This is a genomic window from Treponema sp. JC4 (assembly GCF_000260795.1).
Classification (GTDB): Bacteria; Spirochaetota; Spirochaetia; order Treponematales; family Treponemataceae; genus Treponema_D.
In genome coordinates this window covers 12,866-27,665 of sequence record NZ_AJGU01000030.1, presented here as the reverse complement: position 1 = coordinate 27,665, position 14,800 = coordinate 12,866, and the positions used below count along the sequence as shown (strand labels likewise).

12 protein-coding genes are annotated in these 14,800 nt (G+C 41.3%); 9 read left to right on the top strand and 3 right to left on the bottom strand.

What is annotated here, in order from left to right:
* Together MSI_RS14710 and MSI_RS10460 are read left to right on the top strand one after the other, a co-directional pair.
* A partial coding sequence (locus tag MSI_RS14710) for a hypothetical protein (RefSeq protein ID WP_039924700.1) occupies positions 1-272 on the top strand: 272 nt, incomplete at its 5' end.
* Positions 272-3,886, top strand: coding sequence for an exodeoxyribonuclease V subunit beta (locus tag MSI_RS10460; protein ID WP_009106696.1), 3,615 nt, complete (start codon positions 272-274; stop codon positions 3,884-3,886). The genes MSI_RS14710 and MSI_RS10460, both read left to right, overlap by 1 nt.
* A gap of 148 nt (positions 3,887-4,034) precedes the next feature.
* On the opposite strand, the gene MSI_RS10455 is transcribed toward MSI_RS10460, so the two are convergent.
* On the bottom strand, positions 4,035-4,643 hold the full coding sequence (locus MSI_RS10455; RefSeq protein ID WP_009106694.1) for an AAA family ATPase: 609 nt from the start codon (positions 4,641-4,643) through the stop codon (positions 4,035-4,037).
* Positions 4,644-4,655: 12 nt separating this feature from the next.
* On the bottom strand, positions 4,656-6,011 hold the full coding sequence (locus MSI_RS10450; protein WP_009106692.1) for an SLC13 family permease: 1,356 nt from the start codon (positions 6,009-6,011) through the stop codon (positions 4,656-4,658).
* A 271-nt stretch (positions 6,012-6,282) separates the two neighbouring features.
* Here MSI_RS10450 and MSI_RS10445 point away from each other — a divergent pair, with 271 nt between their 5' ends.
* Together MSI_RS10445 and MSI_RS10440 are read left to right on the top strand one after the other, a co-directional pair.
* A complete protein-coding gene (locus MSI_RS10445) occupies positions 6,283-6,984 on the top strand; it encodes a DUF3990 domain-containing protein (RefSeq protein WP_009106690.1) in 702 nt (233 codons plus the stop codon).
* A complete protein-coding gene (locus MSI_RS10440) occupies positions 6,947-7,603 on the top strand; it encodes a helix-turn-helix domain-containing protein (RefSeq protein WP_009106689.1) in 657 nt (218 codons plus the stop codon). The genes MSI_RS10445 and MSI_RS10440 overlap by 38 nt, the downstream gene beginning before the upstream one ends.
* A gap of 43 nt (positions 7,604-7,646) precedes the next feature.
* Here MSI_RS10440 and MSI_RS10435 read toward each other — a convergent pair whose 3' ends face one another.
* Complete coding sequence (locus tag MSI_RS10435; protein WP_039924704.1) at positions 7,647-8,522, bottom strand: DMT family transporter; 876 nt, start codon at positions 8,520-8,522, stop codon at positions 7,647-7,649.
* A 64-nt stretch (positions 8,523-8,586) separates the two neighbouring features.
* On the opposite strand from MSI_RS10435, the gene MSI_RS10430 reads away from it, so the two are divergent.
* The 5 genes from MSI_RS10430 to larC all read left to right on the top strand — a co-directional run bounded on the left by MSI_RS10430 (position 8,587) and on the right by larC (position 14,792).
* Positions 8,587-10,677 carry a PTS sugar transporter subunit IIC/EAL domain-containing protein gene (locus tag MSI_RS10430; RefSeq protein ID WP_009106686.1) on the top strand — a complete coding sequence of 697 codons (2,091 nt, stop codon included), beginning with the start codon at positions 8,587-8,589 and terminating at the stop codon, positions 10,675-10,677.
* A 157-nt stretch (positions 10,678-10,834) separates the two neighbouring features.
* Positions 10,835-11,959, top strand: coding sequence for an aldo/keto reductase (locus tag MSI_RS10425; RefSeq protein WP_009106684.1), 1,125 nt, complete (start codon positions 10,835-10,837; stop codon positions 11,957-11,959).
* A 3-nt stretch (positions 11,960-11,962) separates the two neighbouring features.
* On the top strand, positions 11,963-12,757 hold the full coding sequence (gene larE / locus MSI_RS10420; RefSeq protein ID WP_009106682.1) for an ATP-dependent sacrificial sulfur transferase LarE: 795 nt from the start codon (positions 11,963-11,965) through the stop codon (positions 12,755-12,757).
* Positions 12,754-13,443 (top strand): nickel pincer cofactor biosynthesis protein LarB, encoded by a 690-nt coding sequence (larB, locus tag MSI_RS10415; protein WP_009106680.1) that lies wholly within the window; start codon positions 12,754-12,756, stop codon positions 13,441-13,443. Before larE ends, larB begins: the two co-directional genes overlap by 4 nt.
* Positions 13,440-14,792, top strand: coding sequence for a nickel pincer cofactor biosynthesis protein LarC (gene larC / locus MSI_RS10410; RefSeq protein WP_009106677.1), 1,353 nt, complete (start codon positions 13,440-13,442; stop codon positions 14,790-14,792). The genes larB and larC overlap by 4 nt, the downstream gene beginning before the upstream one ends.
* The last annotated feature ends 8 nt before the right edge of the window (positions 14,793-14,800 follow it).

Here is a 14,800-nt window from a genome sequence, read left to right as displayed (position 1 = left end):
TAAAAGATGCCAGCACTAGTGCCGCCATCGATATTTTTACCGCAGGAAAATCAAGCGAAGATTTTAAGCCGGTTATGGAAGCCTTCAGACAATATTCCAAAGCCTTTGCAGATGATATAGCCGCTAAAAAGCTTTACCCGGATTCCAGTAAGGTGGATATTTTTACAGACTGCATAAAATGCAATTTCAGGTCTGTCTGCCGTCATAATTACGAGGTTGCAAAAAACAAAATGACACCACAAAATCAGAAGCTGACAGGAGAGAGAAACTAATGAGCGAAAATTACGACTACCTGGATTTACTTGAGCGAAAACTGGATCCAAAACAGAGAGCAGTCTGCTGCCGAACAGATAACACAATTGTAGCCGCCGGTGCCGGTTCCGGAAAAACTCAGGTTCTTGCAACCCGTTTTGCCTGGCTTGTAATGAGTTGTAAGATTAAGGCTTCACAAATCCTTACCCTAACCTTTACAAAGAAAGCCGCCGGCGAAATGTACAAGCGAATCTATGATACCCTAAGTTTTTTTGCCGCTAATGAGAAAACCCCGCCTGAAGAAAAAAAGCGTGCAGCAGAGGCTCTGGAAGACTTTTCCAACGTTCATATTCAGACTCTGGACTCTTACTGTAAGCGCATTGTAGAACAGGCTGCCACCCGCTACGGAATTACCCCGGATTTTACAGTCGGTTCTTCTGATTCAGAAAGCGACATAAAAAATCAGGCGCTTCCCTTTGTTTTTGAAAACAGAGCTTCTGCCGCAATTACAGACTTTGCCACAATCGGAAACTTTCAGAACTTTGCAGACAATATTCTTTCAAAAACTATAATTAACAATACCTCGGTTGCCACTCCTTCATCATTTTTTTCAGATAAAATTGAAGCACAGAAAAAAGAAGTAATACGTGCCTGGAACTACCTGGTATATGGAAATTGCGCAGGAAAATCAGAAGTGAAGGGAGAATGCAGCAGTCTTTTAAAAGAAGATATTGAAGCCCGCCTGGCAGATAGCCCTGCCGTAAACTGCACAAGAAATGCCCTCGAACTTTTTGAAAACGAGTTTAACAACACAAAGGGAAAAGCAGGCCAGCCTTATTTTACAAAATGCGAAAAGGCCATAGAGGCTCTTGCGGCCTTTGACCCGACACTTTTAAGTCTTGATGACTCTTTTGATTTTGAAAATCCTGACAGGGAAAAATTTTCACAGCTGCAAGCCTTTAATAATGCCCTGACTCTCTTTGACTTCCCGCAAAATCTTGGCGGCTATACTAAAGAACTGAAGGCTACTGTAAAACCTATAAAAGAAGTTTTTCTTCCATATATTAATTCGCTTTTTACCTATATTTCAAACTTCAAGAGCATCAAAAACCTGCAGGAACTTTTTGACGACTTTAAAAATCAGATTAACCGCCAGAAAAGAAACTCTGGTAAACTCACCTTTAAGGATGTAAGCGAGCTTTCTCTTGAAATCCTGATTAATCATAAAGATATACGGGAGCAGGAAAAAAATGCCTACGAAAAAATCATGATTGATGAATTTCAGGACAACAACGGAAAGAACCGAGACCTTCTCTTCCTGCTTTCAGAAAAGGATTTTACGGAAGAAGGCCAGGAATGTGGCTGTAAGGATGGAATCCCAGGCGTAGAAGATATCCGGCCGGACAAGCTCTTTTTTGTTGGTGATGAAAAACAGTCCATTTACAAATTCCGCGGTGCAGAAGTTTCTGTTTTTAATGAACTCAAAAAAGATTTAGGCCCTCAGAACTTTTTGCAGATGGAATATAACTACCGCTCAGATAATGAGCTTATCACCTCTTTTAACCGCCTTTTCGGACAGAATGATTATCTTTTTGATTCTCAGACCAACAAAAACTACGAAGCAAAATACCAGCTTCCCGCAAAAAAATATGACTCGGTAAAGAAGGAGGAAATCGCCCCCGCTGAACTAAGCTTAGACAATATCAGAATTCACACCTGCCTCTTAAATTCAGCCCTTATAGACAGCGAAGACCTTCTGGATGAAAAAAATCAGACAGCTTATTTTATTGCAAAAAAAATCAGTCAGTTAAAAAAGACAAAGCAGGCAGACGGAAATTATCCCCGCTATTCTGACTTTGCAATTCTTGATAAATCCCGCCAGAGAACTCAGCTTTTACGCTGGCTCAACTACTTTGGAATTCCTTATCAGCTGGATCAGAACAGCGACCTCTTTTCTGAAGGCCCGATAAATGATATTTACGCTTTCCTACGCCTTTGCGTTTATCCTTCCGATAAAAATGCCTTTGCAACCTTCCTCGCATCTCCTTTCTGCGGCTTAAAGCAGTCTTCACTTGAAGCAGTTCTTGTAAACGGAAGCCTTGAAGATTTGCCGGAAAACCTGGACGACCTGCAGGCAAAGACAGATGCAATACTTTCAGAAAGTTCTGAACAGCAGAAGGAGCGTTTTAAAAGCGGAATCCTTTTTATCAAAAATCAGCGTAAAGCAATTCTAAGTCAGACCCTTGCAAAAACTGTAAGTGATTTATGGTATCAGACAGGATATCACTACGCTACTCTGGAAAACCTTAAGACAGAACTTTACGCAGAACAGTTTGATTTCCTTTTTGAACTTGCCCGCCAGAGCGACCAGAATCAGAAAAATATTTCCTGGTTTGTAGACCAGCTGGCAATTGTAAAAAATAAGGAAAAAAACTCTCTTGATGAAGAAGAAATTGATGTAGCGGAAGTTACCTATCCGCTGGAAAAACAGGACGCTGTCCAGATAATGACAATTCATAAAAGTAAGGGTTTACAGTTCAATTACGTTTTTGTAACAGGCTGTATTTCTGCAAGAAGGGGAGCTGACCGCGATGCTGTATTCTTTGATGAAGATTTTGGAGCCTCTATTAAGCCTGAAAGTGCTGCTGAAAATTATTTTTCAAAGATCCAAAAGCTGGCTGAACGCAAAAAAGACATTGCGGAATTCCGCCGTCTGATTTACGTTGCCGTAACCCGCGCCATAAATGAAGTTTATATTGTTGGAAAATGGACTCCCTGCTCAAAAACAAGCAATGATGATGAGGAAAACTTTAAGCTTCTGGAAAAATGCATAAAAGACTATTATCCGGAAACAAAAAGTGACGGAAACTATGCGCTGGGAGAGGAAATTCTTTCACCAAACCAGACCGTTCCTTTCAGCTATTTTTCGATTGAGCCTGTAACAAAAAAAGATGCCTATAATTCAAGCGAAAAAGCAGAAGAAAGCCCTTCAACAAGGATTTTTTCAGCCCTGCCAGCTGCCACAGAAGAAATCCCTTACGAAGAACCAGAATCAAAGCGCAGAACGCCAAGTTCTCTGGAGCCCGGCTTAAATGCGGCTCTCCCGGAAAAATACGACAGTCCTTCCGACACTCTGGAAAAAACTTCCTTTACCGCCGCCGACTTTGGTACCCTGGTTCACGACTACCTGCGCGCTCAGGCTCAAGGAATAGCCCCGGAAGAATACCAGCCACCGGTAAAACTTTTCAAGCAGCTTTCAGAAAAGGAAATCGCAGCCACAAAAGCTGAATGTATTAAAATGTGCAGGGATTTTGCTGCAAGTGATTTAGGAAAGGCAGCCTACGCAGGAGCTTCTTCCGCCCGTGAAGCCGGCCGCCTTCTAAAAGCAGAATGGGCCTTCCGTATGTTCCACCAGGACTCAATCTGGACAGGTTCCATCGACTTGATTTACGAAAATCCTGACGGCACTTTCATCATCGTCGATTACAAATCCGACAATGAAATTGCCCCGGAAAAATACAGCGGACAGCAAAACTGCTACCGAACCGCAGCGGCAAAACTTCTGAAAGTAGCTGAAGAAAAAATAAGCTGCCAGCTCTGGTATCTGCGCCACAATACGTCAGTCAGCCTATAAAAAAAGGATGTCCGGCTTCACCTCCGGGCATCCCCTTTAATTAAATTCACTAATCTATTTTTCTAAAAAACTGTTGCGGTCGTAATCAACATACAATTGTAAGCGTCACGAACCGCAACATCAAGTTTTGCAGGCAAAACTTGACATTTTATTTTTCTAAGAAGCGTTTTGCATAATCCGCCAGCATATCTACAGTGCCGTCAATTCCCAGCACAGTGGAGTTTACGCACAAATCGTAGCTGTCAGCCAGACCCCACTTTGTTTTAGCAAAGTAGTCGTGGTAAGCACGGCGGGTTTTATCGTGTTTTTCGATAGTTTTCTTAGCCTCTTTTTCGCTCATATTACGCTTTTCCATTACGCGCTTAACTTTAGCATCGTAATCAGCAGTAATGAAAACAGTAAGAAGGCCTGGAAATTCTTTAAGAACTTCATCAGCACAGCGTCCGCAGACTACAAAAGAATCATCATCATAAGCCTTACCCTTCAAAAGAGCAAACTGAATGTCTGCAACATTCTGGGCAGGAGAGTTATTGAATTTCTGTCCGCGAACCGAAACAGTACGGCTGAAGAAAAAGCGGCGGGGCTTTTCCTCATATTTTGCAAGGACGTCAGCATCCACATCAGACTGGTCTGCAAATTCGTCCAGAAGGTTTCTATCGTAAAATGGAATTTCAAGTTTTGCGGCAAGTTTTCGCCCGATTTCGTGACCGGCACTTCCGTATTCGCGTCCAATCGAAATTATCAGTTGTTTTTCCATACTTTTTACCTCTTACAAGTAGCGTACAAAAATGAAGACAGTGCTGATTATCATTACGATTACAGTTGCAGGACCGCAGAGAAGACAGTATTTACCCCATCCAACCGGGTGACCGGCCTTTGCGGCAACAGAAGTTCCAACTACGTTAGCGCTGGCTCCGATTGGAGTTGCACTTCCACCGATATCAGTTCCCATAGAAAGTGCCCAAGACATAGTTTCCAGAGGAACGCCGGTAGTTCCAGAAAGAGTCTGGATTACAGGAATCATTGTGGCAGCAAACGGGATATTGTCGATAAAGGCGCTTGCAATTGCAGAAACCCAAATGATAATCGCTATCATTAAGTATACGTTACCATTTGAAATTTTGCTAATAAAACTTGCAATCAGAACCAGAATGCCGGTTTCTTCAAGACCGCCGACTACAATAAAGAGTCCGATAAAGAACAAAATAGTCTTGTAGTCAACGTGCTTCATTATTTCCGGAATATGTTTTATAGAAGTAATCAGAGTGATAATTGCAATTCCAAGTCCAATAGTTGCAACACTAAGCCCGGTCTGAGCGTGAGTTACCAGAAGCACAACAGCAATTCCAAAAATAATGCAGCTTACAACAAAGCCGCCCTTATCAGTAATTGCAGAAGAAGGAGTCGGGAATTTTGAAGTATCAATATCCTTTCCTGAATTGGCGAAGTCCTTTTTGCAGAAAATATAGAAATATGCAACTGTAAAAACAAGAGAGATAGCCGCAATTGCACCGGTATTCTTAACAAAGTCCATAAAAGAATAGCCGAAAGAAGTTCCGATGATGATGTTAGGAGGATCACCGCACATAGTTGCAGATCCACCTAAGTTGGCACAGAAAACCTCTGCCAGAATCATAGGAAGGGGATTAAATTTCAAAAGACGGCTGAGCTCAACAGTTACAGCAGCCAGGAAGAGAATTACAGTAATTGAATCGATGAACATTGCAAGCACAAAAGACATGAACATAAAGGTTACAAAGATTGGAAGAACCTTATATTTAACGCTTTTTGCTAGAAGCATACAAAGCCAGCGGAAAAATCCCACACGGGCCATACCTTCAACCATAACCATCATACCCGCAATAAAGATGATAGTTGCCCAGTTAATACCGCTCGAACTTTCGCCTTCTCCAGCCGAAGCAATCCAGAATCCAAGTGTAATAATACTTCTGACATTCAGAGTTTTCATCACGGCTTCCCAGGAATGCAAGCCAAGTCCGAAAACAAGTAAAAGCGTCAAAAGGCCGCAGCCAAGGGTAACCCACTGACGTTCCACAACCTCTGTGATGACCAGAAAAAACATCATCAAGAAGATTGCCGTTGCAAGAATTTGTGCAAACAACATATTTCCCTCTATATAATTGTAATATTTGCAAAAATTTATCACCAACCGCCAAAGATTGCAACTATTTTTAAAGAAAGAAAAAGATGCAGAAGGAGGGGGAAGTCTCCCCCTGCGCTCCCAAGTCCTCGCTTCGCTCCGGTCTTGTCCGCTACCCTCTCTCCTAGGGGGACGCTTCGCTTCCCCCTAAGACCCCTATTTTTTTCTTGCGCAAACTATCGTTATAACGATATAATGTAACTATCGTTATAACGATAGTTACAAGGGGTTGCAAATGGCAAGAATCAAACTTTATCATGGTTCGGAAAATACAATAAAGACTCCTCAATATCATTTTGGAAACCCAAAGAATGATTATGGCTATGGCTTTTATTGCACAGAAAATCTTGAATTGGCGAAGGAATGGGGCTGCACTGAAGAAAATGATGGTTTTGCAAATGAATACGAATTTAATTTAGAAGAGCTTCAGATTTTGAATCTTTCAGATAAGAACTTTAATATATTAAACTGGCTTGCTGTTCTGCTGGAAAATAGAAATTTTGAACTTTCCACAGAGGTTGCAGAAGTTGCAAAAAACTATATTTTGAATAATTTTTATGTTCCTTACAAAGATTATGATGTAATCCGCGGTTATAGAGCAGATGATTCGTATTTTTCTTTTGCAAAGGCATTTTTGAATAACAGTATACCTCTTCACAAACTAAATGAAGCAATGTATCTGGGAAAAATCGGCGAACAGATTGTTTTAAAATCTCAAAAAGCATTTTCTGCAATCAAATTTATTTCAAGTTCAATTGCAGAAAGTAAAATTTATTTTCCTAAAAAAATACAGAGAGATTCTCAAGCCCGAATGGCTTTCGATAAAATTAAATCTGAATCAAAAATTTTTTCAGAAGATGCAATATTTGTTATGGATATTATCCGGGGAGGAATGAAAAATGGCGATGCACGCATACCAGAAATTCTATTTAGATGATGCCCAGCAAAATCTTGGAACCATGTTCGATTATGCCCTCCGCGTTTTGAATTATGATGGCGACCAGTTTTTTCTATATTTTATTCAATCAGATATTGCAAGAAAATTTGAACACGCAAATCCAAAATATATTGCAGGAATGTCAGGTATAGATCTTTGCGAGAATGTTCTTACAAAAGTTGGAAAAGCTATAACTCCTGTTTCTTCTACAGTCATCAATCAAGGCCCAGAATTTTGGCTTGGCTGGATTATGGCATATTATCAATGGTATTCTGGCCTGCATTTTTCAGATTTACAGGAATACGGACTTGTTCCGTCAGTCATCCTTTCCCGCTATATCCTTCACGAGGCTGACCTTTCAAAATTTGTGGATGTTGCTAATAAAATCATTCTTGCAAATAAAAATGCCAGTCCTACACACTTAAAACAAATTCGGCTTTCACGAGGTATGACGCAAACAGAACTTGCATCACAAAGCGGAGTTTCCCTCCGAATGATTCAACTATATGAGCAGCGTCAAAATGATATAAATAAAGCCTCTGGCAAAAGTATCTCTGACTTAGCCCGTACCCTCTGCTGCAATTTTTATGAAATTATGGAAATTGATTTGGAAGAATAAAAGTAATATTGAGGAGGGGAAGGTCTCCCCCTCCTTTTTCACTCTACTCTTTCCTCTCCGCCAGCACTACTGCGGCAAAAATCAGGATGCAGCCGGTCAGCATGCGGGGAGTAAGGCTTTCGTGCAGGAAGATTGTACTGAAGAGGACGCCGAAAACGGATTCAAAGCTCAGAAAAAGAGAGGCAAGGGATGATTTTACGTATTTTAATCCTATGTTCTGCAGGCAGAAACAGATCATTGTGGCAAAGAGTCCCAGGTAAATTACGGAAATCATGATTCTTGAATCTGCAAGAATTGAGGCGTCAAACTTGCCGTCGTAGAGCCAGGCGGTGCTCCAGGCTAAAATTGTAGAAACAATAAACTGGACGTTGGTAAGAAGCAGGGTATCGTCGCCTTTGGCGTTGAAGCGCTCGGTAAAAATAATGTGGAGGGCATAAAAAATGCCGCAGATCAGGGTGAAGATGTCGCCCTTGTTTACGCCGGCGGTGTCTCCGGTTCCCAGGGCAAGAAGACCGATTCCGGTTACAGACATTATGGCAGCAATAAAAACGTGGGTTCGCGGTCGGTGGTGAAAGAAAATCCATGTGAAAAAGGGAATCAAAATCACATAAATTGTGGTAAGAAAGGCGTTTTTTCCGGCGGTTGTAAAAGCGCAGCCTACTGTCTGACTGAGATAACCAAGTCCAAGAAAGCAGCCTGTCAGGATTCCGTGCTTAAGGTAAGAGCGGTTAAACTTTTTCCATCTTTTTGCAATTATGCCTGCCATTACGACGCTTGCAAGGGTGTAACGAAGGGCAACAAGATAAAAGGCTCCAACGTAATCCAGGCTGTCTTTTACAACGACAAAACCAAAACCCCAGATTGCGGCGGTCAGCAAAAGTCCGAAGGAAGATACAAATAAAATCAGTTTAGCGTTCATAGCAGGGAAGTATAGCATAATCTTTTTTTTACAGTAATATAAATGAGGTGTATAATTAAAAGTTATGAAACTTAGAACTTCAAACTTTCTTACACTTATTTTCAACACTATAAGAAACGGACTGGTAATGGTTCTTCCGATTCTTTTTATTGGAAGTTTTTCTGTTCTTTTGGTTTACTTTCCTATTCCGGCTTATCAGAAATTTATCTCCACATTCTTAGGCGGGGCAATTCAATATCTTCTCTTTTTGATTCAGCTTACAACACTCGGCCTCCTGCCAATTTATATGACCGCTTCCATAAATTTGAGCTACACAAATTCCACGGAGGAAGGTCAGAAGCTGATTAATAAACTTGCAAGCCTTCTTGCCGCCCTCACAAGCTTTTTTATTCTGAGCGGGATTTTTTCACAGGCTTTTGATTTGAAGGAGTTGAGCAGTCAGGGACTCTTTAGTGCCTTGTTTGCCGGCGTTTTTGCTTCTATTCTATATCAGAAATTCGAAAGGCTTTTTAAGAAGTTCAGAAAAGAATCCAGCCTTTTTATCGAAAGCGCAGATTCAACTTTCAACGGCTCTTTTTTGGTAATTCTTCCCTATTTATGCACAGTTTTGATTTTTCTGCTTTTCAACTATCTGATTATGATGATTTTTGATGTTTCGGGAATTCAGGATTTATTTATCAAAGCAGTTAGCGGAATTTTTTCTAAAATGCAGCGTTCCTATGCCAGCGGATTTTTGTTCATCCTGATTACTTCTGTTTTGTGGTGTTTTGGAATTCACGGAAATAAGGTTCTGGATAAGGTTGCCATTGATTTGTTTCAGTCTATTCTTCCCCAGCAGATTGTTTCTAAAACCTTTATCGACACTTTTGTTTTCATAGGTGGAACCGGCTCCCTTCTTGGACTTTTACTTTCCCTTCTGATTTTTGGAAGAACCGCAAACTCTAAAAAACTTGGAAAAATTGCCGCTGCCCCTGCCCTTTTCAACATCAGCGAAATTCTTGTATTCGGATTTCCGATTATTTACAATCCATTCCTGATTATTCCTTTCATCCTTGTTCCGGAAGTTAGCTATTCCTTTGCCTATCTGATGACTAAGGCCGGCTTTATTCCTCACGTTATGAGCGAAGTAAACTGGACAACTCCGGTATTTTTAAGCGGATTTATTGCAACCGGTTCTGTAAAGGCAATTTTCGTTCAGTTTGTAAACATGGCTATTTCTGTTGCAATTTACACGCCTTTTGTGCTGCTTTACGAAAAGAAATATATGAGCAAGCTTTCCAACTCTATGGAGGCCCTTGTAAAAATCCTCAAGCACAGCGAAGAAACAACAGAGCCTGTTACCCTTACCGAATGCGAGGGAAACGAAGGCCAGCTTGCAAAACATCTGGTAAATGACCTGGAAGAAAGCCTTGCAGAGGGCTTTACCGGACTTCCATCGCTTGATAAAAACTCCCTTCTTATGAAATATCAGCCCCAGTTTGATAACAAGGGAAAGTGCATCGGTGCAGAGGCACTTTTGCGCTGGAATCACAGCAAGTACGGCATTGTTTATCCGCCGCTTGTAGTTCACCTTGCAAAAGAAAGTGCAAATCTATATGAACTTGAAACAGCGATTATAAGAAAATCAGTTGAAGATTCTATAGAAATCAAAAAGATTTTCGGCGAAAGCTTTAAGATGAGCGTAAACATTACGGTTTCTACCCTGAATGATAAGAGGATTCTGCCCTTCCTGCGCGAATTGAGCCAAAAATATCCTTTCAAACAGGGCTCAGTCTGCATCGAAATTACAGAGGAAACCGCCCTTGAAACAACCGAAGAAACTGCCGCCCTCATAAATGAAATTAAGGCTCTGGGCTACACCTTCGCCCTGGACGATTTCAGCATGGGGCACACAAGCCTTCAGTACCTGCAGTACAATCAGTTTGATATGGTAAAACTGGACGGTAACCTTGTGCGTTCAATTCTGGGAAACGAGCGCACAAAGGAAATCATCAATTCAATTGTTTATCTTTCAAAATCTCTTGGCTTCCGTGTAATTGCAGAATTTGTTGAAACCACAGAGCAGCGGGATGCCCTTGAATCAATCGGGGTAAAACTCTATCAGGGATATTTATACAGCCCGGCAATTGAAAAAGAAGAATTTTTGAAAATATAACAAATATAATAATAAATTATTACGCAATTTAGATTTTTCTGCTTATACTTATTGTAGTTTTATATGAGACAATATTGTGTATCCGTGCTTTTATTAAACACGGATATTTTTTTATCAATTACTGCGGGTAAAATCTGCCGCAGCACAGGAGTAAACAGTGTCTGGCAACCCTTTTAAAGAAGTTAAGAAGAATTTTGGCTTTGGATGTATGCGTCTTCCCCTAAAAGAGGACGGAAGCATTGATGACGAGCATTTTTGTAAAATGGTAGATGAGTTTATTGCTCAGGGCTTCAATTATTTTGATACTGCACACGGTTATCATGAAGGAGAAAGTGAAAAGGCAATAAAACGCTGCCTTACTTCCCGACATGCCCGCTCTGAATATACCCTTACCAACAAGCTGACAGACCCATACTTTTCTAAAAAAGAGGATATAGCTCCCTTTGTTCAGCAGCAGCTGGAGCTTTGCGGCGTTGAATATTTTGATTTTTATCTTGCTCATGCCCTGAATAAACGTGTTTATCCTCAGTTTGTGGAATGCGATGCTTTTAACGAACTTATTAAATTGAAGGAAGCGGGAAAAATCCATCATATTGGTATTTCCTTCCACGATGATGCAGCTTTCCTTGATAAAATCTTAAGCGAACAGCCTGCAATTGAAGTAGTTCAGATTCAATTTAACTATGCTGATTATGATGATCCAGGAATTCAAAGCCGCCTCTGCTACGAGGTTTGCGAGAAATACAATAAACCTGTAATCATCATGGAGCCTGTAAAAGGCGGTGGCCTTGTAAATCTTCCTGACCAAGCAAAAAAGGTTCTGGACTCCCTTGGAAATAATTTAAGCTACGCAAGTTATGCAATCAGATTTGCGGCATCTTATCCTCTGAACTTTATGGTGCTTTCCGGAATGGGAAGTATGGAAATGATGAAAGACAATCTAAGCTATATGAAGGATTTTAAACCGCTTTCAAAATTAGAAATGAATGCAGTTTTTGCAGTACGCGACATTCTTCACGGACTTGGAACAATTCCATGTACAGCCTGCCACTACTGTACGGAACGCTGTCCTAAAAAGATTCTGATTCCAGATTTATTTTCTGACTACAATTCAAAGGCAATCTTCAAAAATCCTAACAGCGACGGTTCTTATGCCTTCCACACTTCAAACAACGGAAAAGCATCTGACTGTATAAAATGCGGTCTTTGTGAAAAGAGCTGTCCTCAGAAGCTTCCTGTTCGCCAGCTTCTGGAAAAGGTTCAGAAGATTTTTGAAGCCTAATTTATGGAAAAACTGGAAAACCTGCGAAAATATCTGACTTCTCTAAAAAGTGCAGCCATAGCTTTTTCAGGCGGCGTTGATTCAAGCTTCCTGCTTAAAGTAGCCCATGACCTTCTTGGTGATAAAGTGCTTGCAGTGACAGTCAGATTACATTCATTTCCAGAAAAAGATTTTCATGAAACTGAAGACTTCTGCAAAAAATATGGTATCAGGCAGATTATAATTGACTATAACGAGCTTGATATCGCAGGTTTTTCAAAAAATCCTGAAAACCGCTGCTATCTGTGCAAAAAAGCAATTTTTACAAAGATTAAGGAAGTTGCAAAGCAGGAAGGATTTCTTGAAGTTTGCGAAGGCAGCAATTTGAGTGATACAGGCGATTACCGTCCTGGAATGCAGGCAATTTCTGAACTGGGAATAAAAACTCCCCTTATGCACTGCGGATTTTACAAGGAAGAAATCAGATTGTTTTCCAGGGATATGGGACTTGCCTGCTGGAATAAACCATCGGCAGCCTGCCTTTCTTCCCGCTTTGTTTACGGTGAAAAAATCACCCTGAAAAAGCTTAAGATGATAGAGGCAGGAGAAAATCTTTTACACAATATGGGATTTTCGCAGCTTCGGCTCCGCATTCACGGAGAAAAGCTTGCCCGTATTGAAATTTTGCCAGATGAACTGGAAAAAGTCCTTTCACTTCGCGAAAAAATCATCCAACAACTCAAGCAGCTTGGTTTTACGTATGTAACACTTGATTTACAAGGTTTTAGAAGCGGAAGCATGAACGAGGTTCTAAAATGAGTGATTATGAAGATTTAGGCTTTGCAAAATTAGACACAGACAGGCTTTCACGCACCGGCTTTAGTGAAGTTGTTTTCTGCCAGGGTAAAGCAGATGACTATCTGAAAGCAATTTTTGAAAGATTATATAAGGCCCATGGTCAAGTATTGGGAACCAGGGCAACAGAAAATCAGTTTGAAATTGCAAAATCAATTCTGCCTGCTCAGGCTTGTGTAAAATATGATAAAGTTGCCAGAACTATAAGGGCCGGAAAAGAAAACGAAGTACTTACCGGTAAGATTGCAGTTTGCACAGCCGGTACGGCAGATATTCCTGTGGCAGAAGAGGCAGCTCAGTGCGCAGAATTCTGGGGAAGCAAAGTTGTAAGGATTTACGATGTTGGAGTTTCCGGTATTCACAGGCTGCTTTCCAAAACTGATGAACTGAACAGCGCAAACGTGGTAATTGCGATTGCAGGGATGGAAGGGGCTCTTGCAAGCGTAATCGGAGGTCTTGTAAAAGTTCCTGTGATTGCAGTGCCTACTTCGGTCGGCTACGGGGCAAACCTGGGCGGACTTTCTGCCCTTCTTACTATGATTAATTCCTGCGCAAACGGAATTTCTGTTGTAAATATTGATAACGGATTCGGGGCGGCTTATACAGCAACACAAATCAACAGACTGGCAGTATTCGGGGGTACAAAATGAAAGATTTATATTTGGAATGTAATGCGGGAATCTCCGGCGACATGGCAGTTGCAGCCCTTCTGGAGGCGGGGGCAGATAAGGATGAACTTTTACGCGCCCTGGATTCAATTCCGGCAAAAGGCTTTAAGGTTGAAATCAGCCGGGTAAAGAAAAACGGAATAGAAGCATGTGATTTTAAAGTAATTTTAGACCAGGAAAATCATGATCATGATATGGAATATCTATTCGGACACGAGGAAGGTGAACATCCTCATCTGCACGAGGAGGAGCACCATCATCACGACCATCACCACCTCCATGAGCATGAAGCTTCCCTCAGTGAGCATCAGCATCACGATCACAGAAATCTAGCAGACGTTCTTGCTGTCATTGACGGTACAAAGCTCTCAGACCGTGCCCGTAATTTAGCCCGCCGCATTTTTGAAATAATTGCCCAGGCCGAAAGCAAGGCTCACGGACTTCCTCTTGATGAAGTTCACTTCCATGAAGTCGGCGCCCTTGATTCAATTGTTGATGTTATCGCCCTTGCCGTCTGCTACGATAACCTTTCACCAGACCACGTTTATGTACCCTACCTATGCGAAGGCACAGGTACAATCCGTTGCCAGCACGGAATTCTTCCCATTCCTGTTCCAGCAGTTGCAGACATTCTTTCGACTCATTCAATTCCCCTTCAGATTATTCCTGACCACGGGGAATTTGTAACTCCAACTGGGGCAGCCTTTATAGCAGCCGTTATGACCGACAAGGCTCTTCCTAAAAACTTTGTCATCAAAAAAATCGGACTGGGAGCCGGAAAACGTGCTTACGCCCGCACAAATATTCTTCGCGCAATGATAATAGAAAATCATTCTTCTGATGATGATCAGACTTCCATGGCTCACAACCAGGTACTTCCCCAGGAACCTCTAATCTACAAGCTTGAATCAAATATTGATGACTGTCCAGGTGAAGCACTGGGATTTGTAATGGAAGAACTTATGGCGGCAGGAGCCCACGATGTTCACTACATTCCCTGCATGATGAAGAAAAATCGCCCGGCATATCTTTTAAATGTAATTTGCAAGGAAAAAGATATGCCCCGCCTTGAAAAAATCATTTTTACTCATACAACCACAATCGGAATCAGACGGATTGCTATGAACCGCACTATTCTGGAACGCGAGCTTTTGAATATCCAGACTCCTTATGGCGAGTCTCAGGTAAAAATTGTTCAGATAGAGGGAAAAAAACGCTTTTATCCGGAATACGAAAGCGTGGCAAAAATCGTTCGGAAAAATGGAAAAGCTTTCGGCGACATTTACAGAGAAATCATTAATTTGTGTGAAAACTCAAATATAGAAATATAATTTTTGGA

Bases quoted from the DNA above. Each gene is read 5' to 3' on its own strand.
- MSI_RS10435 (WP_039924704.1), bottom strand. From the start codon at position 8,522: ATGAACGCTAAACTGATTTTATTTGTATCTTCCTTCGGACTTTTGCTG.
- MSI_RS10430 (WP_009106686.1), top strand. From the start codon at position 8,587: ATGAAACTTAGAACTTCAAACTTTCTTACACTTATTTTCAACACTATA.
- MSI_RS10445 (WP_009106690.1), top strand. From the start codon at position 6,283: ATGGCAAGAATCAAACTTTATCATGGTTCGGAAAATACAATAAAGACT.
- MSI_RS10460 (WP_009106696.1), top strand. From the start codon at position 272: ATGAGCGAAAATTACGACTACCTGGATTTACTTGAGCGAAAACTGGAT.
- larE (WP_009106682.1), top strand. From the start codon at position 11,963: ATGGAAAAACTGGAAAACCTGCGAAAATATCTGACTTCTCTAAAAAGT.
- MSI_RS10450 (WP_009106692.1), bottom strand. From the start codon at position 6,011: ATGTTGTTTGCACAAATTCTTGCAACGGCAATCTTCTTGATGATGTTT.
- larB (WP_009106680.1), top strand. From the start codon at position 12,754: ATGAGTGATTATGAAGATTTAGGCTTTGCAAAATTAGACACAGACAGG.
- MSI_RS10440 (WP_009106689.1), top strand. From the start codon at position 6,947: ATGGCGATGCACGCATACCAGAAATTCTATTTAGATGATGCCCAGCAA.
- larC (WP_009106677.1), top strand. From the start codon at position 13,440: ATGAAAGATTTATATTTGGAATGTAATGCGGGAATCTCCGGCGACATG.
- MSI_RS10455 (WP_009106694.1), bottom strand. From the start codon at position 4,643: ATGGAAAAACAACTGATAATTTCGATTGGACGCGAATACGGAAGTGCC.